The sequence below is a fragment of the Geovibrio sp. ADMFC3 genome (genome assembly GCF_054687035.1).
In genome coordinates this window covers 2756767-2778784 of the sequence record NZ_BAAFZG010000002.1, presented here as the reverse complement: position 1 = coordinate 2778784, position 22018 = coordinate 2756767, and the positions used below count along the sequence as shown (strand labels likewise).

20 protein-coding genes are annotated in these 22018 nt (G+C 43.8%); 3 read left to right on the top strand and 17 right to left on the bottom strand.

The genetic code is table 11. The features are described from left to right. Positions 1 to 5: 5 nt before the first annotated feature. The 4 genes from ACYRYY_RS13490 to ACYRYY_RS13475 form a co-directional block, all read right to left on the bottom strand. Positions 6 to 1649 carry a glutamate synthase-related protein gene (locus ACYRYY_RS13490; RefSeq protein WP_460216115.1) on the bottom strand — a complete coding sequence of 548 codons (1644 nt, stop codon included), beginning with the start codon at positions 1647 to 1649 and terminating at the stop codon, positions 6 to 8. Next, a complete protein-coding gene (locus tag ACYRYY_RS13485) occupies positions 1637 to 2743 on the bottom strand; it encodes a class II glutamine amidotransferase domain-containing protein (RefSeq protein WP_460216114.1) in 1107 nt (368 codons plus the stop codon). Before ACYRYY_RS13485 ends, ACYRYY_RS13490 begins: the two co-directional genes overlap by 13 nt. 532 nt (positions 2744 to 3275) lie before the next feature. After that, complete coding sequence (locus ACYRYY_RS13480; RefSeq protein ID WP_460216113.1) at positions 3276 to 4490, bottom strand: HDOD domain-containing protein; 1215 nt, start codon at positions 4488 to 4490, stop codon at positions 3276 to 3278. 20 nt (positions 4491 to 4510) lie between these two features. After that, positions 4511 to 6562 carry an ATP-binding protein gene (locus tag ACYRYY_RS13475; RefSeq protein WP_460216112.1) on the bottom strand — a complete coding sequence of 684 codons (2052 nt, stop codon included), beginning with the start codon at positions 6560 to 6562 and terminating at the stop codon, positions 4511 to 4513. A gap of 184 nt (positions 6563 to 6746) precedes the next feature. On the opposite strand from ACYRYY_RS13475, the gene ACYRYY_RS13470 reads away from it, so the two are divergent. Further along, positions 6747 to 7718 carry an SLAC1 anion channel family protein gene (locus ACYRYY_RS13470; RefSeq protein ID WP_460216111.1) on the top strand — a complete coding sequence of 324 codons (972 nt, stop codon included), beginning with the start codon at positions 6747 to 6749 and terminating at the stop codon, positions 7716 to 7718. A gap of 38 nt (positions 7719 to 7756) precedes the next feature. Here ACYRYY_RS13470 and ACYRYY_RS13465 read toward each other — a convergent pair whose 3' ends face one another. Next, entirely contained in the window at positions 7757 to 8380 is a 624-nt protein-coding gene (locus ACYRYY_RS13465) for an NAD(P)-dependent oxidoreductase (RefSeq protein ID WP_460216110.1), read from the bottom strand. A gap of 166 nt (positions 8381 to 8546) precedes the next feature. Here ACYRYY_RS13465 and ACYRYY_RS13460 point away from each other — a divergent pair, with 166 nt between their 5' ends. After that, positions 8547 to 8885 carry a winged helix-turn-helix transcriptional regulator gene (locus ACYRYY_RS13460; RefSeq protein ID WP_460216109.1) on the top strand — a complete coding sequence of 113 codons (339 nt, stop codon included), beginning with the start codon at positions 8547 to 8549 and terminating at the stop codon, positions 8883 to 8885. A 37-nt stretch (positions 8886 to 8922) separates the two neighbouring features. On the opposite strand, the gene ACYRYY_RS13455 is transcribed toward ACYRYY_RS13460, so the two are convergent. The 10 genes from ACYRYY_RS13455 to ACYRYY_RS13410 form a co-directional block, all read right to left on the bottom strand. Next, on the bottom strand, positions 8923 to 10635 hold the full coding sequence (locus ACYRYY_RS13455; protein ID WP_460216108.1) for a methyl-accepting chemotaxis protein: 1713 nt from the start codon (positions 10633 to 10635) through the stop codon (positions 8923 to 8925). Positions 10636 to 10845: 210 nt separating this feature from the next. Beyond that, entirely contained in the window at positions 10846 to 12015 is a 1170-nt protein-coding gene (locus tag ACYRYY_RS13450; protein ID WP_460216107.1) for a class I SAM-dependent RNA methyltransferase, read from the bottom strand. Beyond that, entirely contained in the window at positions 12005 to 12715 is a 711-nt protein-coding gene (locus ACYRYY_RS13445; RefSeq protein WP_460216106.1) for a tRNA1(Val) (adenine(37)-N6)-methyltransferase, read from the bottom strand. The genes ACYRYY_RS13450 and ACYRYY_RS13445 overlap by 11 nt, the downstream gene beginning before the upstream one ends. Positions 12716 to 12822: 107 nt before the next feature. Continuing rightward, entirely contained in the window at positions 12823 to 13239 is a 417-nt protein-coding gene (locus ACYRYY_RS13440; RefSeq protein WP_460216105.1) for a F0F1 ATP synthase subunit epsilon, read from the bottom strand. Positions 13240 to 13241: 2 nt separating this feature from the next. Continuing rightward, positions 13242 to 14648, bottom strand: a complete 1407-nt coding sequence (atpD, locus tag ACYRYY_RS13435) for a F0F1 ATP synthase subunit beta (RefSeq protein WP_460216104.1) — start codon at positions 14646 to 14648, stop codon at positions 13242 to 13244. Between the two features lie 92 nt (positions 14649 to 14740). Continuing rightward, on the bottom strand, positions 14741 to 15598 hold the full coding sequence (atpG, locus tag ACYRYY_RS13430) for an ATP synthase F1 subunit gamma (RefSeq protein ID WP_460216103.1): 858 nt from the start codon (positions 15596 to 15598) through the stop codon (positions 14741 to 14743). Positions 15599 to 15609: 11 nt separating this feature from the next. Continuing rightward, positions 15610 to 17121 carry a F0F1 ATP synthase subunit alpha gene (gene atpA / locus ACYRYY_RS13425; protein WP_460216102.1) on the bottom strand — a complete coding sequence of 504 codons (1512 nt, stop codon included), beginning with the start codon at positions 17119 to 17121 and terminating at the stop codon, positions 15610 to 15612. 32 nt (positions 17122 to 17153) lie between these two features. After that, entirely contained in the window at positions 17154 to 17693 is a 540-nt protein-coding gene (gene atpH / locus ACYRYY_RS13420; RefSeq protein ID WP_460216101.1) for an ATP synthase F1 subunit delta, read from the bottom strand. Continuing rightward, on the bottom strand, positions 17690 to 18259 hold the full coding sequence (locus ACYRYY_RS13415) for a F0F1 ATP synthase subunit B family protein (RefSeq protein WP_460216100.1): 570 nt from the start codon (positions 18257 to 18259) through the stop codon (positions 17690 to 17692). The genes atpH and ACYRYY_RS13415 overlap by 4 nt, the downstream gene beginning before the upstream one ends. Positions 18260 to 18270: 11 nt before the next feature. Continuing rightward, a complete protein-coding gene (locus ACYRYY_RS13410) occupies positions 18271 to 18693 on the bottom strand; it encodes a F0F1 ATP synthase subunit B family protein (protein ID WP_460216099.1) in 423 nt (140 codons plus the stop codon). Between the two features lie 449 nt (positions 18694 to 19142). Here ACYRYY_RS13410 and ACYRYY_RS13405 point away from each other — a divergent pair, with 449 nt between their 5' ends. Further along, positions 19143 to 20330, top strand: coding sequence for a GGDEF domain-containing protein (locus ACYRYY_RS13405; RefSeq protein WP_460216098.1), 1188 nt, complete (start codon positions 19143 to 19145; stop codon positions 20328 to 20330). Between the two features lies 1 nt (position 20331). Here ACYRYY_RS13405 and ACYRYY_RS13400 read toward each other — a convergent pair whose 3' ends face one another. Together ACYRYY_RS13400 and ACYRYY_RS13395 are read right to left on the bottom strand one after the other, a co-directional pair. Continuing rightward, entirely contained in the window at positions 20332 to 21144 is an 813-nt protein-coding gene (locus tag ACYRYY_RS13400; protein ID WP_460216097.1) for an MBL fold metallo-hydrolase, read from the bottom strand. After that, on the bottom strand, positions 21144 to 21899 hold the full coding sequence (locus ACYRYY_RS13395) for an ATP-binding protein (protein WP_460216096.1): 756 nt from the start codon (positions 21897 to 21899) through the stop codon (positions 21144 to 21146). Before ACYRYY_RS13395 ends, ACYRYY_RS13400 begins: the two co-directional genes overlap by 1 nt. Positions 21900 to 22018: the final 119 nt, after the last annotated feature.

Here is a 22018-nt window from a genome sequence, read left to right as displayed (position 1 = left end):
ACCCCCTAGCATGCGTACTGGATCTGAAGTCTGTCCGCCACAGCCTTGTCCTCGCTGATCAGGCAGTCTGACCTGCCCACGGGGAGCGAACTGTTGCCGATGGGAGCGAGAAGCTTTTTAAGCTCACTGTCAACAGAGAGGAAGTAGTTGACGATGTTCTCGGCGACTTTATCTATATCCAGCCTCTTTACGAGTGTCGGGTTCTGAGTTGTGATTCCCACAGGGCAGAGTCCTGTATTGCAGGCGTTGCATTTTCCGTGGTCATTGCCCACACAGCCTGCAATCTGAAGCATAAGCTTTCCTGTGAAAACCCCGTTTGCGCCGAGGGCTATCATCTTGAAAGCGTCCGCTGCGAGGTTTCCCGTCTGCCCCAGACCGCCTGCTCCCCAGAGAGGTATCTGGGACTGTTTGCCCTGATGAGTGGCAGCAAGATAACAGTCACGAAGCTTGGAGACTATGGGGTGTCCGGTATGGTCAAGGGACACTTCGTTGGCTGCTCCTGTTCCGCCGAGGATACCGTCAAGGAAAAAACCGCCCACTATGTTGTAAGGGTCACGCAGAAGGTTGTTATAAACCGATACACTTGTGGAGCTTGCCGCAACCTTTATTGCCACAGGAACCTTGAACTTGAATGCGGAGTTGAACGTGAGAAACATTTTCTGCACGCTCTCTTCAATGGAGTAAAGCCCCTGATGGTTGGGAGGACTGAGAAGATCCGTTTTCGGAACGCCTCTGATCTCCTGAATGTGGCTTGCCACTTTCTTGGCCTGAAGCAGACCGCCGTCACCGGGTTTTGCACCCTGACCGATCTTGATCAGAATTCCGCCGGGAAGCTCCTGCATATAGGGCATGGAATTTATTATTCTGTTCCAGCCGAAGTGACCGGAAGCAATCTGCAATATGGTATATTTCAGGAATCTGGACTTAAGAAGCCTGATCGGCACGCCGCCTTCACCGCTGCACATACGCACGGGAAGTCCGCATTCCTCATTGAGATAAGCCGTGGCAATCGCCATAGCCTCCCACATTCTCCATGAAAGAGCACCTATGGACATATCCCCTATGATGACAGGATAAATCCAGTTCATAGGAGGCAGAGCGCCGGAATCTATTTTCAGCCTGCCGTTTTCGAGCATGAAAGGCAGCTCCTCAGCGGGCAGAACCCTGCCGAACGGAGCAAGCATGTCGAAGGTGTGTCTGGATGCGTCCAGTGAGGGGTCAGTCATCTGGCTGATACGCCCTACCCTTATTTTATCCAGAGTGCGAACACCTGTGGAAAGGTTTGCCCTGCCGCCTCTTTTGTAAGGGTCTGCCAGAGTGCCTCTGTATTTTATGGTGAATCTGCTGTCTTCATTGCGCACGGGTTTGATCGCCGTATTGGGGCAAACCCTCTCGCATACTCCGCAGCCTCGGCAGAATTTATAAACGTCTACCTTCTGCTTGATCACAGGTACGGCCTTAAACTCAACCTTCGGTTCAGGGGTAAGATAATCGCTCACAACTTTTCTGCGTTTCTCCATTCCGGCTTCTATAGCCTCAAACGGACACGCCGCAACACAGCTTCCGCACATTGTGCATCTGTCGCTGGAGTAATTTATCTGCCAGTCGAGGTCATCCCTTGATATTTCGTTTACTCTCATTGTTGCCATCTCTGCACCTCAAGGTTGTTTGTGATAACAACTGTCTCTCTTTCATTGGTATATATATCCTCTTCCCAGTTTCTATCGGGAAGAACCTCATTTATGCCGGAAACCTCTGAAGTTATAACCACAGTTCCATTATGTTTGCCTATCACAGTGGGACGGAGCTTCTTAGCATCACATGTGTTGAACAGTGTTCCGTCGGGCAGAACACCGATGATAGTGTTCGGTCCGTTGATCTCAAGGTTTGAAAGTGAGGAACGCATGTAGTTAAGCGCCTGTCCGTCATCTCTTTTAGCCATTTCATCAAAAGGGAGCGGAGTTATGGTGTGTTTATAGTATTCCAGAGGCCATTTAAGGATTTTATGTATGTAGTGAAGTGTGTACAGAAAGCACTGTGAATCGGACTCAAAGCCTATATAGCCTTTGTAAAGCCCTTTCTGGAAGTTTTTGTTTTTTTCATAAAAAGTGTTTTCGCCGTTGGCGAGTGCTGTGTACCCCTGAAGGAAAAAGGGGTGAGCTGCATAACGCACAATGTCGTAGTTTGTATTCTGACGACATTGTGCAGTAATCACTTTTGCCATGAAGTCTCTGTCTTCATGCCACAGACCGAAATATGTGCCTATATCAGTAGGGTCGCCTATCTCTTTCAGAGTAATAACATCCGGCCAGAAGGAATATACATAGCCGTCGTCTTTTTCCTCAAGTATTTTCCTGAGTTTAAGACGCATATCCACAAGGAGTTCCTCTTTTTCCTCCTGCGGAGCATATTTAAAACTTCTTGGATATTGAAAAACCTGAAAAACATAGTTAGGCATCGGCTGTATATCCAGCTCGTCACGGAAGTTTATCTCCGGCGACCACTGCATAACCCTTACAAAGCCTTCCTTATGAAGAATGTCTTCCGCTATCGCCATACCCTTATCAGTACACGCCATAGAAAGAACCGGAAGATCTTTATAATCTGCGAATCTGCCGCCCAAATCCTGCATAATCATTGCAAAACCTGAATTATCATGCCCCTTCTGCTGGGAACGCATAAGGAGCAAGGCTTTAGAAGGGTGGAAGTAGTCTGTGGATTTTATTGCGCCTATTCTGCACATATCCTGCCTCCTGTATGAAAGCAACTTGCATTGCATTCTAAGTTAAAATGACCGTTCAGCCTTATAAAAATAAATAACTAACCGACGAACGGAGGCAGCGGAAGAATTTCGGGAACTGTAACTGCTCCGGAACAATTTTCCGAAAGAGAGGTTTTCCTGTTTTTTCAGGGTTCTGCTATGTAAAGCGTTGCCCCTAATAAACTGCGTTTTTATGTATCGCTGCGGATGAGATCCGCTTTGGAAAATGCGGTAAATCTCCCCTTCGTGTTTTACCGTCAATAGAACTTATAATATGAGATAAAAGAGATGTCAATAATTAGAAACAAAGGTTAAACACCCATAAGAGATGTTAAAATAATATTTAAAAACAATTATAAAGTTATCTAAACACGCAAAACCATTGTCAGGTTTATTACAATCAGAATTTTAACATTTATTACCAAATACTTGAAAATAAACAAAACAATACCATGTGTTTTAAAATGAAAGGACAAAGCAGGCAGTACAGGGATAAACAAGGTTTAAAAAAAAATTAATCAAAGATCATTTTTGTCTGTAAGTAAAAATCATCGGCACCGTCTCTGATCTTGTCAAGCTGGTTCTTTGTCAGGTTTATTCTGTTCTTCATAAGGTAAGCCGAAGCAGCGCCGGCATCCCCTATGCGGAAATAATTATAGAGAATTTTTGACATCTTCAGAATCTTCGCTTCGTTCTGAAACTTGCATTTAAAGGGCTCATCCTGAAACTGAACAGGCATATAAAATTCAGGTTTAAACTTCCATTTCATAAGAAGAGCAATACCTGCATTAATGGAATTATGCTCCGCAAGGCGTTTGTAATTCTCACTGTCCTTGGGTTCAAGATTCTCTCCTTCCAGATAATCAGACAAAACAGCAAGAAGAAAGATATAACCTATGCGGTGGATCATTCCTATGGAAAAAACTATCTTTTTACCTGAGAATTTAAGGACATCCGCAAGAACATGTGCGATACATCCCACTCTTATGCTCTCCTCCACCGCTTCACTTATATCTTTATGAAAAATAAGCTCTTTATTTGAAGCCAAAGCAGCATTTATATAATTGATAAGAAACATTTTTATATTCATTGTGCCTATTCGGACTATAGCGCTTTCTATATCTTTGATATCAGTAAAAAGACCGCTGTAATGTACTGAATTGGCAAGTTTAATCAAACCAGCGTGTATTCCCGGATCTGTCCTGGACATTATTGCAATTTCCTGAATGGAAACATCATCCGATTCAAGAACGGGCAGCATCTGAAAAGCCACGTCTTTTTTCATCGGGAGGATAACATCACCCTTGTCCAGAATCCTTTTGATATAGTCAAAGATTCCTTCCTTATTCTTCTGTGACGCTGCGGCCTCAATGGGCTTGCACACCTTACCGGCAACAAGAATCTGTTCAAACGGACGCATGACCTGATTATGGTAAATAATCTCATAGTTTTTATGCATGAAGTATTTATCAAGCTCTTTATCTGCAAGAATCATGAAGATACTCTGGGTGGAATCCTTTATGTGATCCTGAAGTTTTGAGAAGCTTATGAACTCGTTTTTATCAAGAAGAACTATAAAAACATTGCGGAAACCCCTTGTTTCAAGGAGTCTGCGAAAACCACGGGTAAAAAGGGAGAAAGCCTCGTGTTCAACCCCGAGTATCTCAAGCATTGAGCTGTAATAGTTTAAAATCTTTCGTTCAGAGCAAATCAGTATCGTATCCGCCATTTCTTCCCTTCGTTCAATAATTACTGCTGAATACTCGGCAGTTCAATACGGAAGCATGCACCTTTGTCCGTATTTCTTACAGTGAGTTTGCCGGTCATGCTGTTTTCCACTATCATTTTAGACATGTAGAGACCTATTCCCGTGCCTTTTCCTTCCGGTTTTGTTGTGAAGTAGGGTTCAAATATCCTCTCAAGAAGATCTTCTTTTATGCCGCCGGCGTTATCTTCAACCTCTGCCACAGCTTTCCCGTTTTCATAAAATATATGCACCGTGACCCTCGGTTCAGCGGTGTTCTGTTCGCTCAGTGCATCTTTTGCATTATTGAGAATATTGAGGAAAACCTGAGCCAATTCATTGGGATACCCCATAACTATCAGTTCGCTGTCCACCCGAAGATCAACCTTTATTCTGTGTTCCTCAAAAAAAGCCTGCACAAGATACAGGGCTTTTTTTACACAGTCAGAAAGCAGAAACTCTGTCTGCTCTTTGTTCTCCTTAAAAAAGTTACGGAAATCATCGACAGTGGCTGACATTTGCTGTATCAGGGCATTCACTCTGTCCAGAATATCCTTGAGCTTATCATCAGTAAGCTCACCGGAGTCTTTTATGTATTTCAGCTCAAAGAATGACAGATTAAGCGCATTAAGAGGCTGACGCCACTGGTGGGCTATGTTGCCGAGCATCTCGCCCATGGCAGCAAGTTTTGACTGCTGAATAAGCAGTTTTTTGTTCTCCATATTCCTTTCAACCTCATGCCTGACCTTGTCCTCCATCAGTGCATAAAGTTCCATTAACTCTTCCTGCATGTATTTTCTGTCCAGCACATTCACCAGAATCTCGCTGACGATTGTGAGCAGGGAAACTATATCGTCATCCCACTCACGCTCACTTCCCAATGAAGAGAATGACATAAAGCCTATTGATTTTCCCTCTTTTATCATGGGTATGAGAATGAGAGACTTAACGCCAAGCGAGTTAAGCAGATCACGTTCGCATTCGGAACATTTTCTGTAGCCGCTTAAAGAGGTTATATTAATGATCTCTCTTCCTGCGAGCTTATCCCTTAAAAGGGACATTTCAAGCATCGAGACAGACCTCATCCTTTTCATAAGGCTTGGAACACCTGCCGCAGTCCATTCATGGGTTATAGAGGCTCTCATATTATCTTTATCAGTGCTGAAAACACAGCACCTTTCAGCATCAACAAAAGTGCCTATTTTTTCAAGGGCGCTGTTTATACCGGAATCAACCTCTTCCGCTGAAAGATTGATAAATCCGGCGGAAATCTCCATTATCTGCTGCTCAAACCAAAGCCGGTTCTGAATGCCAAGCTCTGCATTTACCCATGTGGTAATGTCATCATGTATCGAGACAACTCCTGCAAAAAAGCCCTTATCGTTTCTTACAACTGTTTTTGTGATATCAAACCAGCGAAACTCGCCGGTATTCTTCACATATACTGTTTCAACATAGTTATAGCTGGAGCATCTGCCTGCGGCTATCTCACGGTCGCCTTTGGAGAATCTGTCAAGCTCCTCATCCCTGAAAAGATGCTCGTCCGTTCTGCCGATTATCATTTCGCTGCCAAGAACTCCGGCAAGGTCAAGGAAGCTGCGGTTGCATCCTGTGTAGCGGAGGTCTTTATCTTTCCAGCACACTGCTGCGGGAAGACTGTCAATAACATTCTGAAGAACCTTCTGATAGCCGCTTCCGCCTGAAAAAGAGGTGTAGTCAGGGCAGTTCACCTTGCTTATAATCCCTTCAAAGCCGGATACTTTGCCAAGAGAATCCCTTATAATGAAAACACTCTCCGTTGCATTGACCTCAAGCCCTTTTTTAGAAACAAGAGTTACGGAGATATCCTCCGCCAAACCTTCGCGCAGCAGGGAATCCTCCACTGCGGTTCTTGCCGCCGGATACTTGTATATGCTGTCAATATTTCTGCCGATGAGTTCATCTGCGGAATATTCCAAAACACGTTCTGTTCCGCCCGTAACCTTCAAAATACGGCGCTGAAGGTCGGTTTCATAAAAAATTTCACCGGAAAAAGCCGAAAGCCTCTCAAAGGGCATATGCAAACCTCAAAAAAGTCTGATTATAAATAATACACATAATTGCTTATAATACAAAACTTAAATGTAATAGACGTTCTAAGATAATACATTAATCTTTAATTCCGGATAAAATTTAAAGTGACATTTTAAGACATAGGGCCTATATTCTATTTTCTGAATATATAGTTTCATGGAGATAGAAATGTCAGAAGCAGTTCATGCAGTTTCAGGCAGCAGGCTGAAATACCTACCTATAACCCTTTTTGCCACAGTTATGGGGCTTACCGGTCTTTCCATAGCCTTTATGCGCTTTGACCATATTATGCATACTCACACATACGCAGGTCAGTTTATCCTTTTCGGAGTGACAGCTTGGTTCTTTTTTATTCTTTTTTTATATTTAAACAAACTGGTCCGCTACCCTGAAGAGGTTAAAGAGGAATTCCGCCATCCTGTGAGAATAAATTTCTTCCCGACGATCTCAATCTCTATGCTTCTTTTAAGCATCGGCTATGACGGTATCTACCAGCCCCTCTCCTCTGCATTGTGGCACATCGGCTCTCTTGTTCACATAAGTTTCACTTTCGTTATACTGAATATCTGGTTTTTTAACGACTTTAAGGTCCAGACAAAAAACCCCGCATGGTTTATTCCCGTTGTCGGGAACATTCTGGTTCCTGTGGCGGGAGTAACACACGCAAACGCTGAAATAAGCTGGTTTTTCTTCTCTGTCGGAATAATTTTATGGATTGTTCTTTTTGCCATAGTGTTCTACAGACTCATTTTCCACGAGCAGCTTATGGCAAAGTTTCTTCCGACTCTGTTCATACTTATAGCTCCGCCTGCAATAGGATTCCTTGCATATGTTAAACTCACCGGAGGGCTTGATTCGTTTGCCCGTGTTCTCTATTACTTCGGACTTTTTACAGCCTTCATGCTGTTCAGCATGTTCAGACATTTCAGGAAAGTGCCGTTTTTTGTATCTTGGTGGGCATATACTTTTCCTATGGATGCTTTAACAATTTCAACGCTTCTTATGTATAAACTAACCGGATACGTTCTGTTCAAGGGATTGTCTGTGATATTTCTAAGCATGACATCTGCGGTGATACTCATGGTTATATATAAAACCATAACCGCAGCAGTTGAAGGAAAAGTCTGCGTTCCTGAATGAAAAAAGGCAGACGCACTTCGTCTGCCTTGAGTGATTATCTAATAGCCGACAGTGAAACGTTTTCTGAGATGTTTCGGATTTTCAAGTTCATCAAGAACGGCAACAGCATAGTCGCCTGTGGTTATGCTGCTGTTTCCGTCCTTGTCCACAAGAAGTTCTTCAAGCCCAAGTCTGAAACCGCCTTTCTTTTCACCGTCTATAAATTCCGCTGAAGGGCTGAGGAAAATCCAGTTCACGTCATCAACTGTTCTGATATATTCCAGTGCCTTCGCCATTTTTGCCGCAACAGGATAATATGCAGCAGGAAAATCCGGCATGGTGTAAATCTCCTGCCCGTTCACATATAGAGTACCTGCGCCGCCCACAAAGAAAACATAGGGTAATTTTCCGCTGAGTTTTGCTTTTTCAATCAGATACTCCGCAGATTTAAGGAAAAGATTCTCCTCCGTTACAAAATCAGCAAACGCATTGACAACGGCATCAAAACTGCCCACCTCTTCTGCGGTAAGGTTAAACAGGTCTTTTTCAATAATGTCATACGGTTTGTCCCCCAGCTTTGCCTTATTACGTACAACAGCCGTAACTTCATGACCTCTTCCGTGGGCTTCAGCGGCGATCTTTGAACCGGCTTTGCCGGCTGCGCCTATTATTGCAATTTTCATATGGCATCCTCCTCATCTTTTTAATCAATATATGCACAGTTAATAAGAATAAAAGACCGCACATTTTTGTTATCTGGTTACATAAAAGTAACTTTTACATTGGCTGTTGACTTGCAGTGTTTAAATATCATAATTTTTATATGAACAGATAAAGAGGTACAGCCTGATGTTTATATTTAATTTCAAAGAGTTTGAATGCCCTTTCAACTGTTTTACGGAAATAATCAAAGGCAAATGGAGAACGGGAATTATCCTGTCGTTAAGTCAGAATCCCAAGCGGTTTTCAGAGCTGAAAAAAGAGCTGAACGGAGTAAGTTCTAAGGTTCTGACGGATAATCTCAAGGCTTTTGAGCAGAGCGGCATAATCAACCGCACTGTTTTCCCCACAGTTCCGCCTTCTGTTGAGTATTCACTCACCGAACAGGGATTTGAGCTGACAAAAATCATGGATAACATAAACAGCTGGGCAGGGATTTTTCTTAATCAGAAAGAAACAGTAAACTAAAATAGAAAACGGGGGCGTTTAAGCCCCCGCATGATTATTACACTCTGAATTTATTAACCAGCGACTGCAAGTCAGCCGCAAGACGACTGAGCTGTTCCACAGCCTCTGCCGATTCGGAAGCGGCAACGGAGTTATCCTTAGTAACATTGGAAATATTCTCAATACTCTGAGTCATCATATCCATTGCAGTAGCCTGTTCGTCTGTCGCACGGGCTATGAGTTTAACCTCGTTAGAAACATTCTCGACTTCATGGAGGGTCTTATCAAGTGATTCGGAAGCCTTTTCAGCTTTTTCCTTGCCTTCCTCAACCTTTTCAACACCTTCTCTCATTCCAGCCACAGCACCGCCGGTGTCCGCCTGGATATGCTGAATCATTTCTGCAATCTGCTTGGTGGCTGTTGTGGTCTTTTCAGCAAGCTTACGAACTTCATCAGCAACAACCGCAAAGCCTCTTCCGTGTTCACCAGCTCTGGCAGCTTCAATAGCAGCGTTAAGAGCAAGAAGGTTTGTCTGGTCGGCAATTTCATCAATTACCTGAACTATAAGCCCGATCTGCTCGCTGGAGTTGCCAAGCTCTCTCACTGTCGCCTCTGTCTGCATAACAGCTTCAGCTATTTTTTCCATCATAATTTTTGTCTGGCGGACTATTTTATGACTTTCTTCAACAGAGTGTCTGGCATTTTCGGCACTTCCGGCAACATTTTTAGTGTTCTGGGAAACCTCAAGAACAGTGGCATTCACTTCTTCCACAGCAGAAGCAGTGGCTGCCGCCTCCTCAGCCTGCAAAAGCGCACCCTGAGCAATATGCTCGGAAGTGCTTGAAAGCTCGGCGGATGTGGAAGCGAGATTATTGACAGATTCCATTACCGTATCGAGGATATTCCGCACGGAATTTGTCATTTTATTGAGCGAAGTATAAACTTCGCCTATTTCATCTTTGCGTTTGGTTTCAGGCATGCTGCTGAAATCTCCAGCGGCGATTACTGTAAGACGCCTGTTAACATCCTTAAGCGGAAGGAATATCAAAAGCCTGTTCACCATTATCACAAGAACAAGAAGTATTCCTATTACCACAATCAGGGCAAGGTAATTGCGGAAAGCATCAAGTCTTGCCCCTTGAATTATGGGTGAAAGCGGTATCATAATTTCAAAAGCGCCGTGTATCTCACCAGCACGCCAGTTTTCCATCTTAACGCCGGTGGGATCAAGCCCCTGATCGTTACCCCACAATTCCAGAGAAGTTGCAGGATCCCCATGGCAATGCTCGCATTCTTCCGTAAGGCGCACAGCCTTATAATAGCGGATTCTGTCTTTTTCAGCATCAATAATAAAATGCTCAGGAGTGCTTCCCGAACCTTTGTCAATGCGGGTAAACATATCTAGAATTTCAAGATCTGTTTTATCAGGCTGATTAACAGGATTCCTGGGCGACACCTTCGGAACTTTCATCTGAACGCCTATTTCATCAGCTTTTGCTTTAAGAACATTCATAGCAACGGCTATGGGCACGGTATGAAGAAACTTCTCAATGCTGGTTTTAGCGGCATCATAGTCATAGACACCAGCCCTGCCGGCTTCTGAAATAGCTTCACGGACAGCCTCTGCTTCAAGCACAAGCGCTCTGGCTTTTGAAACTTCAAAATTGATCCAGTCATTCTTCTGTTTAACGTAGCTTCCGTAAAAAAGCGCACTCATTCCGAAAAACACAATCAGAAAAATGATTAATGACAGCTTCTGGCTAATTTTCATTCATATCTTCCTTCAGGGTTTTAACTAACAAACCCTGTAAATAGAGCATCTTAACTCTTTAAAAGCATAAGTACAATAACTATCCCTTAAAATACCCTATTTTAATCCGCAAACACTTTATGAAATAAGCATCAGTTGATCTATCTTTTTTTATTATATCGTCAGTTTCCCGCATGCTCTCAATTTTTTATTTTCATGCCGGAAATTTTGTTACTTAAATCCAAGAACTGCCACGCATTCAACATGATGAGTTCCGGGGAACATATCCATAATAGTGAGTGACTTAACAGCGTAAATGCTTTCCAGTCTGGTTATATCCCTCGCAAGAGTTGTAGGATTGCAAGAAACATAAGTTACAGAAGACGGCTTCTTATCTTTTATAAAATTAATCACACTTTTTTCAAGACCGGTACGGGGTGGGTCAACAAATAGATGATCGAATCTGCCCTTATCGCTCTTCAGAAATTTTGCCACATCTCCGGCAACCCATCTTACATTGCCAAGTTCAAGCTTCCGCCCCAGTCTCACTGCTTCTTTGGATATCTCCACAGCGGTTACTGAACGGAATTTTTCAGCCAGACCAAGTGTAAAAAAGCCGCTGCCGCAGTATAACTCAAGGGCATTAACGCCTGATGCAGTTACAGCACGCTGCTGGAGTTCGCCCATGAGAAATCTGTTACTCTGCAAAAAGCTGTCTCCGCTGATGAGCATAGCCCCCAGAGGAGTATCAAGTTCCATATCCTCTTCACCGAGAACAAAGTCCTTTCCTGCAATTCCGTCAAATGCTACAAATTTTATATCGTTCGCATCCAGCCCTTTCACTGAAGCCAGAAACCCGCCTTTACCGTTTTCCACGGCGTAAAGCTCGTAGATTTCATCTGAAATGTTCTCAACAGCAAACGCCCTGCATTTTTCAATGAGTGTTTCGCTTATGAGCGGACAGTCTGCAATTTCGATAAAGTCACGGCTTTTAAATGCATAAAAACCTAGTTTCCCTTCTTTAACCTTAAACGTTGCTCTGTTCCTGTAGCGCAGAGATTCTGCTGATACCACTTCCGAAGGCACTTCAAATTTTATGTTTCTGAATGCCTGACGTACTATTTTGACTTTAATCTCTTTCTGTGCTTCGTAATTTATATGCCCGAAAGAGCATCCTCCGCATACACCTATAAGCGGACAGTATTTCTCCCCTCTCTTTTCAGAAGGTTTCACCACTTCCACAAGGTCTGCGTAAATAAAGCTTTTTTTATCTTCAGTCATTTCGGCGATAACTTTATCCCCTTCAACTGTAAAAGGAATAAAAGCGGTTCTTCCGTCCGTGAAAGTCCCTACTCCGTACCCGCCGTATGCTGTGTCTCTTATTTCTGTTTCAAAGCGCACCTGTTATTCTCCTCATCTCTTCTGTATATTCGCCGTTCAGTCGCATTATAAGTGGTGGTTCAATCAGCAGTTCCGCTTTACCGTCACGTCTGAATTCAATAAGCGCCGTTCGTGCCGCTGTTCCCGCATCAGGATGCACAAGACGCATCCTCTTCGGTTCTAGTCTGTTTTTTCTTGCAATTACAAAGACATCCGCAAGCAGATCACTGTCGATACAAATTGACAGGCTGCCTCCTGACTTAAGAAAGCTTTTACAAAACCCGAAAAGATCATCAAGGTTCATGGTTTCATTGAACCTCGCTGTCCTTTCTGTCAGCGTCGGCGGAATTTTGCCTGAGCTTTCTTTTCTGTAAGGCGGATTACTGACTGCTGCATCGTAATGAAAATCCGGTCTGTATGTTCGCAGGTCTCCGAGAACAGGTTTCACCATATCCTCAAGACCGTTAATTTTTACTGTTTCTGTCAGGCAGGAAAACATGTTTTCCTGTAACTCAAGAGCATCTATATCCTGATAACCTTTAAGTTTTGCAATTAATGCAGCTATAACACCGCTGCCGCTGCCTATATCTATGGTTTTTGATTTTGCAGAAGGTTTCACAAAGTCAGCCAGCATAACTGCATCCACTGAAAAGCGAAACCCCTCCTCCGGCTGGCATATAACAATGTCCTTACGGACAATGGAATCATAGGTTTTATTCATAATTTATTGTAAAGCAAATCCTGAAAACAGTGAACATAATTATGTAAGCCTGAAAACAAAAAAGGGCAGGTGAAAAACCTGCCCTTTCTGTTTCATAGAAATTTATATTACTTATATTTTTCAGCAATATTAATTTTAGTAAGCTCGACCTTGAGTCTCGCTTCCATGTTTCTGAAATTCTGTGCATCCTGCTGGCGTTCATTTTTAAGAACGCTTTCAGCCTGAAGCTTGCGTTCGATGGCTTCCTGAAGGTTAATTTCACGACCAAGCTCAGCGGCATCGGCGAGAACAATAACCTTGTCGGAGCTGATCTCAATGAGACCGCCTCCTTCAATAGCGACATATTCGTTTTTGCCGCCTTTCCTGTACGTCATTTCGCCCACACGCAAAGCAGAAAGAAGCGGAGTGTGACCGGGAAGCACGCCGAGGTCGCCCTCAACTCCCGGAACTATAACTTCTTCCACATCTTCGCTGAGAAGCAGACGCTCAGGAGTAACCAGCTCAAGCTTTATCATATCAGCCATGATTATGCACCCTTCTTAAGTTTCTCCGCCTTCTCGTAAACCTCATCAAGGTTTCCTACAAGGTAGAAAGCCTGCTCAGGAAGATCATCGCAGTCGCCTGCAAGTATCTTTTTAAAGCTTTCGATAGTCTCGCTAAGAGGAACATATTTACCCGCAAGACCAGTGAACTGCTCAGCAACGTGGAAAGGCTGTGAAAGGAACTTCTGTATCTTTCTTGCCCTTGCAACTGTGAGTTTATCCTGCTCTGTAAGTTCTTCCATACCGAGGATCGCAATAATATCCTGAAGCTCTTTATATCTCTGAAGAACAGCCTGTACAGCCCTTGCTGTCTGGTAGTGTTCATCGCCAACTATGTTGGGATCAAGAATCCTTGATGTTGAGTCAAGGGGGTCAACCGCAGGGTATATACCAAGTTCTGCAATCTGACGTGAAAGAACCGTAGTTGCATCAAGGTGTGCAAACGTAGTAGCGGGTGCGGGGTCAGTAAGGTCATCCGCAGGAACATAAACCGCCTGAACAGATGTAATTGAACCCTTCTTAGTAGAGGTAATCCTCTCCTGAAGTTCACCCATTTCCGTACCCAGTGTAGGCTGGTAACCAACCGCTGAAGGCATACGTCCGAGAAGTGCAGACACTTCAGAACCTGCCTGTGAGAAACGGAAAATGTTATCCACGAACAGAAGAACGTCCTGCCCCTGTACATCACGGAAATATTCAGCGATTGTAAGTCCAGTAAGCGCAACCCTCATCCTTGCTCCAGGGGGCTCGTTCATCTGGCCGTACACCAACGCAACTTTATCAATAACGCCGGATTCGTTCATTTCAGCGTAAAGGTCGTTACCTTCCCTTGTTCTCTCACCAACACCGGCGAAAACAGAGTAACCGCCGTGCTGTTTAGCGATGTTGTTGATAAGTTCCATGATAAGAACTGTTTTACCAACGCCCGCACCGCCGAAGAGACCGGTTTTACCACCCTTAGTATAGGGCTCAAGAAGATCAATAACCTTAATCCCTGTTTCAAGGATTTCATAGTTTGTATCCTGCTCGTCCATTGTGGGAGCGGGTCTGTGGATGGGCCAGTAGTCATCAGCCTCCACGGGTCCTTTTTCGTCAACGGGCTGTCCCGTAACGTTAAGGATACGTCCAAGTGCGCCTTTACCAACCGGAGCAGCAATTGCTTTTCCGGTATTTACCACGTCAGTGCCTCTTGTAAGACCTTCGGTGGATGTCATGGCAACACTGCGGACTGTGTCCTCTCCGAGGTGCTGTTCAACCTCGCAGATGATCACTCTGCCGTTTTGATCGGTAATCTCGATGGCGTTGTAGATTTCGGGAAGATTGCCGGGGGCAAACTTCACGTCCACAACAGGGCCGATTACCTGAACTATTTTACCAACATTATTTGCCATTGTTGATTCACCCCAAAATATTTATGAGCCTTTGACAGCCCTATTTTTTTACTACCGACGCAAAAACAACGTCCTGCACACGGCTGTAGTTATTATCCGTTAAGAGCCTCGGCACCGTTTACGATGTCAAGAATCTCGTTGGTAATAGCAGCCTGACGAACTTTGTTGTAAGTCAGAGTGAGCTTACCGATCATGTCGGATGCGTTTCTGGATGCATTATCCATAGCCATCATCCTTGCACCATGCTCACCCGCTGTTGATTCAAGCAGTGCCTGAAAAATTTTGTAGCGGATGTATCTGGGCATAAGCTCATTGAGGAGCATTTCAGGTTTGGGCTCATAGATATATTCCACAAGCTGCTCACCTGCATCTTCAACCTTAAGAGGAAGAATCTTTTCTGTAACAGGAGTTTGTGAGGCGGTGGATTTGAACTCATTATAGAGAACATAAACATCGCCTATTCCGTTATTAAGAAACTGCTCCACAACAACATCGGCTATGCCTACAGCATCGCTGAAAAGCACTTTGCCTGCGAAATCGGCATATTTTTCAATTATTTCATAGTCTCTCTTTCTGAAAAACTCATAGGCTTTCTTGCCGATGCAGACAAGCTTAACCTTTTTGCCCTGATGCTCGGAAGCAAATCTGGACACAGCTTTCAGAATGTTGTTGTTGAAAGCTCCGCAAAGCCCTCTGTCACTCGTAACAACTACAAGACCTATGGTGTCGGTGTTCTCATTGCCTGAAAGAAAAGGGTGAAGTTCAGGGTTAGCTCTCTGAGCTACATCATGAACCATCTCCGTAATCTTGTGGGCGAATGGTCTGGCGGCAGCCATAGCGTCCTGTGCACGGCGCATTTTCGCAGCGGAAACCATTTTCATGGCTTTCGTAATTTTCTGCGTGTTCTTTACGGATGCAATTTTACGTTTTATATCACTGGTTCCGGCCATCTAAAAGCTCCTTAGCCAGCGGCGAACATCTTTTTAAATTCTTCAACTGCGCCTTTAAGTTTATCAGTAAGCTCATTTGAAAGAGCCTTTTCTGTTCTTATGCTGTTAAGTATGTCGCCTTTGCTGTTTTTGAGGTAAGAGATGAACTCTTTCTCAAATTTGCCGAGAGCGGCAGTAGGTACATCGTCAAGCAGACCGTTAACACCGCAGAAGATGACTGCAACCTGTTCCTCAACGGGAAAGGGTACATACTGAGCCTGTTTAAGGATTTCAACAAGCTTTTCACCTCTTTTAAGCTGAGCCTGAGTGGCTGCATCAAGGTCTGAGCCGAACTGAGCGAAAGCAGCAAGCTCACGGAACTGTGCAAGATCAAGTCTGAGGCGTCCTGCAACCTGTTTCATAGCCTTAATCTGCGCTGAACCGCCAACCCTTGAAACTGAAAGACCAACGTTAACAGCAGGTCTGATACCTGAGTAGAAGAGGTTTGTTTCAAGGTATATCTGTCCGTCCGTAATTGAAATAACGTTAGTGGGGATGTACGCTGAAACGTCACCCGCCTGAGTTTCAATTATGGGAAGAGCTGTAAGAGAACCTGCGCCTTTTTCCGCACTGAATTTTGCTGCCCTTTCAAGAAGTCTTGAGTGAAGGTAGAAAACGTCACCGGGGTAAGCCTCACGTCCGGGAGGACGTCTGAGAAGAAGTGACATCTGTCTGTAGGCTGTTGCCTGTTTTGACAGGTCATCATATATAAGAAGCGCATGCTCGCCTCTGTCTCTGAAGTATTCGCCCATTGTTGTTCCTGCAAGAGGAGCGATGTACTGAAGAGGAGCGGGGTCTGAAGCTGTTGCAGCAACAACTATGGTGTAATCCATAGCGCCGTGTTTTTCAAGGGTGTCAACAACTCTTGCAACAGTTGAACGTTTCTGACCGATTGCAACGTAAACACAGATAACGTTCTGACCTTTCTGGTTGATGATAGTATCTATAGCAACCGCAGTTTTACCTGTCTGGCGGTCACCGATGATAAGCTCTCTCTGTCCGCGTCCGATGGGGATCATGGCGTCGATAGCCTTGATACCTGTCTGAAGGGGTTCGTGAACAGACTGTCTGTCAACGATACCGGGGGCAATCTTTTCGATAACGTCCATCTCAGTTGTTTCGATGGGACCTTTGCCGTCAATGGGCTGACCAAGGGGGTTAACAACCCTACCTACAAGGGCTCTGCCCACAGGAACAGATGCGATCTGTCCTGTTCTCTTAACTGTATCTCCTTCACGGATGTGTGAGTATTCACCCATGATAACGATACCGACATTGTCTTCCTCAAGGTTGAAAACAATACCGTATACTCCGCCGGGAAACTCAACAAGCTCTCCCGCCATAGCCTTATCAAGACCGTAAACTTTTGCGATACCGTCACCTGCGGTGATTACAGTACCGACCTCCTGCATTTCTACTTTCTGGTCAAAGTTTTTAATCTGGTCTCTGATGATCTGGCTTATCTCTTCAGCTTTGATCTGCATCAGCCAAACTCCTTATTATTGTTCTTGTATTCTTATGAGATCAGACGATCTCTGATTTTATTAATCTGTCCCTGAATGCTGGCATCATAAAGTGTGCTGCCAACTTTCGCCACAACACCGCCAAGAATATTTTTATCAACAGTTACAACCACTGTGATTTTCTTTCCGGTGATGCCACTGAGTGCTTCCTCAAGTTTCTTAACTGCATCCGCACTGAGTTCAGAAGCAGAGGTAACTTCAGCCACTGCTTCGCCTTTTTCTTCCATAGCGAGTGTTTTAAGATAACCTGTAATTTCGTCAAGAAGCTCAAGCCTGTTTTTCATGGCAAGCATTACAAGGAAAGAAGAGGTAAAGCCGTCCAGCATGCCTTTATCGTTAAGGCTGCTGATAACAGCCGCTTTGTCTTCCTTTGAGATAACGGGGTTTTTGACAAAAACGCCGAAGTCCTTTGAAGTATCTGCCAGTGCTGCAACAGAATCCAGCTTTTCAATAACGGATGAAAGGCTGCCTGCCGCCCTTGCCTCTTCATAAAGGGCTGTGGCGTAGCGTCTCGCTGCTACCTGTGTTCTCACCTGATCACTCCTAATTTCTTTATGTAATTGCCGAGGATCTCATTCTGTTTTTCAGGAGTAAGTTCCTGCCCCAGTTTAGCCTGAGCCGCCTCAAGAGCGGAAGCAACAGCATGTTTTTTGAGTTCTTCGGAGGCTTTTTTGTAATCAGCCTGAATTCTGCTTTCAGCGAGACGACCGAGTTTTTCGATCTGCTTTTCGGCGTCTTCAATGATCGCTTTTTTCTCATTTTCAGCAGCTTCAAGGGCTCTCTGTTTCATGGTTTCGAGGTCTTTCTCGAATCCTTTCATTTTCAGTTTGTAGCTTTCGATCTCTGTCTTAGCTGTTTCATTGGCTTCTTTAGCCGTCTGGATTGACTTTTCAATATCCTTAGCTCTTTTGTCAAGGAACTCAAGAAGGGGCTTTTTAAGAAGCTTGAAGAGAATGATTACAAAAAGAACGAAAACAAGTACCCTGTAGCCAAAGTTTTTGAGCATAGCGCCCATGTCAACTGTTCCGTGACCGTCACCGGCTGCGAAAGCGCTGACAGAAACTGCCGCAAGGATCAATGTTAAAACAAGTTTTTTCACTGCCACTCCCCCTACGCAGACTTAAGAATTTTCTGAACTATCAGATCGGAAAGTTCGCCGACCATTGCGTCCATGTTTTTAGCTGCCACTTCTTTCTCATTTTCGAGTTTAAGCAGCGCTGCTTCAACCTTTGCGTCCACCTCTGCTTTGGACTGAGCAACCTTAACTGCTGCTTCCTTAGAGGCTTCCTCTCTGATTTTTCTCTGATACTCAGCCATTTCGGCTCTCATTGCGTTCATCTTTTCTTCGTAACTTTTTCTGCCCGCCTCTACCTCTGCGCGTAAGCCTTCCGCCTCGTCCGTAAGGGACTTGATACGGGAATCTCTCGCCTGCATGGTTTTGAGCGTCGGGTCAAGAATCAGTTTTTTGCTGATAAAGATGATAAGGAGAAACTGAATGATCTGAATAGCGATAGTAAAGTCAACGTATACCATTAATGACCTCTGCTTGTGATTAAAGACTGCTGCGTTACGATTCCTCCGGAGTTTCAAAATAACAGACAGCCAAAAAATGGCAGTCCTTTAACGGAAACCCCGTAAGGGCGTCATAACTAACATGTCTGACCGGTAAAACAGCCGGCCAAAACCGGTTTAAGTTTGGCTAAAACCTTTGTATGAAGCGGAACGCAGTACATTCAGAACTGTATACAGTGTACAGTCAGGAAGGAAGTTATCAAAACTTGTTTCCCTTGTCAATACAATTTATTACGCATTAATACAGCGTTCTGCCCTCATTTTACACACATGCAACACATGCGCCTTTATGAAAATGTTTTTACACTTTTTAACATTTTAAATCAAGCAGTCAGTTTTTCTGCTGCACTAAATCAGCTTTATTAATACATCATTATGCATTATAATAAATCATTATTTCATAAGGGTGGATGATGGCAGACAAAACCATTGAATATTATTCCGAAAGTTTAAGTCCGATCATACGCGGCATACTGAAAAAAATGTCTGAAAAAAAAATCAACCTCACTGATAAATCACTGAACGAAGCTCTCACAGCGGATGAGGACTTTAACAGGCTTTTTCAGGCGACATGCACTCCCGTTTACAAAACATCAGTAACAAACAGAATACTTCCATATATTGATATGCTCAAAGGCTATGTAAGTGACAAGGATCTGGCAGAAGTATTCTTAATGATTAACAACGGCTCCGATCTTGAAGATGTAATAGATACCATTCTGAGTGCAGTGTCAGGACAGCTTATTAAAAGCGATAAACGCCTCTCGACCCTTACTGAGTTTGTGGAGTCTCTCTTTAAAAAAGTCCTCACAACACAGGACAAAATGTCCGACAACCTTGAAGACAACATCCGTTTTGTTGAAGAGGATATTAGTCAGGATCAGGAACTGATGGGCAACGCAGAGGAGATTGAACAGATACTCCGTGAGGAAGGAATAGTTTTCCCGGGTAAGCCTTTTAATAAGTTTATGGAAGCCTTTGACTCAAAAATTGCCGGCAAAAAAGACAGGCTGGGCAGCATGACCGAAAGCTACTCCAAAATAGAGAGCGAACTTACGGAATACAAAAAGGAAGTCGCCCAGCTTAATGAAAATATACGCAAATACCGTCAGGAAACAATCACAGACCACCTCACCGGACTCAACAACAGAAAATATATGGACATTAAACTGGCTGAGGAGATAGTCCGGTTCGGAAGACACGGGCAGCCTTTCTGCATTCTCCTTATGGATATAGATAATTTCAAAAATATCAACGACATTTACGGACATATAGTTGGTGATCAGGTCATCAAGCATCTTGCCGAGGTTGTCAGATTTCATGTACGTAAATCAGATTTTTCATTCAGATACGGCGGAGAGGAGTTCCTTGTGCTTCTCCTTAATACCGACATTGAAAATGCCGTCCGCATAGCCGAACAGATAAGAGCAAAGGTGGAGACAACAAACTTCACCCTGAAGGAAAAAAGCTTTGTGATAACAGTAACTATAGGTGTGGCTCAATATATGGAAGGCGAAAGCGTGGAGTCGCTCCTTGAGCGTGCTGACAAGAACTTGTATAACGGAAAGCGGTTCGGTAAAAACAGGGTAATCGGCTAGCTTATTTTATCTCAAAGCCGTCATAGGCAGATATTGTGGATGGAAACACTTTTTTTGCCGCTTCAAACATAGCATCAAGATCCTTGTCCGTATAGTCTGGATTATGATGATACAGAACAAGGTTTTTCATATTCCCCTTAAGCGCCAGCTCTGCGCCTTTTTCATATGTTGAGTGTCCCCACCCGATCTTGGGTGTGCGTCCGTTTTTTCCTTCATACTCTTCGGGAGTATACGTGGTATCAAAAACAAGGTAATCACACCCGTGCCCGAACTCTATCAGGAAGTCATCACGCTCTGTTCCGTGTTCAAAATCTGTTGCGAAAAGGGTTGTGGTGTTTCCATCCTGAATTTTGTACATCAGAGCGCCGTCGGGATGGTTGCCCTCCGCAGCAAAAACAGTAATAGCACCGAAGACAAAATGCTGACCGCCTCTGATTAGGTTAAAACGAATATTTGACTTCAGCATTGTCCGGGGAATTGGGAAAAAAGGCGGATTAAACAGAACTTTCAGAAAATCTTTAGATGTAAGAGAGCTTTTATCCTCAAGATACAGAAATATATGTTTGCCGGGCGTGTAAAATGGTCTGAAGAGCGGCAGACCGCATATGTGATCCCAGTGAAGGTGTGTAAGGAAAATGTGATATTCTTCAAAGTTTCCCATGTTGTTGAGGTTATATATACCTGTGCCGCCGTCCAGCACGATACATCTTTTGTCGTCCACAGGAACCATCAGGCAGGCAGTGTTGCCGCCGTATTTGGCAAAATCAGCACCTGATACAGAAATAGTACCTCGAGTTCCGAGAAAGCGAATCATTAGAACCTCTTTACAAGTTCAACCCTGTTCCCGATGTCATTATAAAGGACATCGTCAAAATACATTCTTGTAATAAGTATACCACGACCATGGAGCTTGAAAAGCCCTTCCTGCATGGTTGGATCGGGGATATCATCAACTTTGAACCCCCTGCCCTGATCCTCAATTGAAATTCTTACTTCGGAACTGTCAATAAAGTAAGTGAAAGTTACCCTTTTGTCCTTGTATTTTTCATCCTTGAGTCTTTCTTCAATAAGAGAGTAATAGGTTCCGTTTTCTGTTGCTTCCAGTTTCTGGTCACCGGAAATTGAAAGATTGCCGTGTTCAATGGCATTGGTTATCATTTCGGCAAGACCTATGCGGATTTTCTCCAGAGAGCTAAAATCAAGGAAGTAGATAAATTCTTTTGTCAGTATATATACAATACGCTCGACATTAAAAATATCGTTGGCGACTGTGAAGGTTTTTTCAACCGAAACCGGGCGGACTGATGCAATACTGTTTTCCATATTTCCGTTATGGCAAACAGCATCAACAAGATACCTAAGCTGAACATGGTCAAAGCATTCATCAACGGCTAAAACACCTTCGGGAAGATCGCCTCTTTTACCAATAAAACAGAGCGGAATATCCTCACGAAAAGCCTTTACCGTCTCGAAACAATCCGTTATGAATACAATGACAGAAACATCAAGTTCGCATTTTTCCTCATTAAAATTAACGAGGGTGAACCGTTCGGCCGCACAAAAATCCATAAGCCGCTCTAAGAAACTGTCATCATTGATAAAACAGGCTATTTTCTTCATGAAAAGATTATAGCACAGTTTTTTCAAAAATAAATACAATAATAGTTACAAAGCATAACGGAGCATGC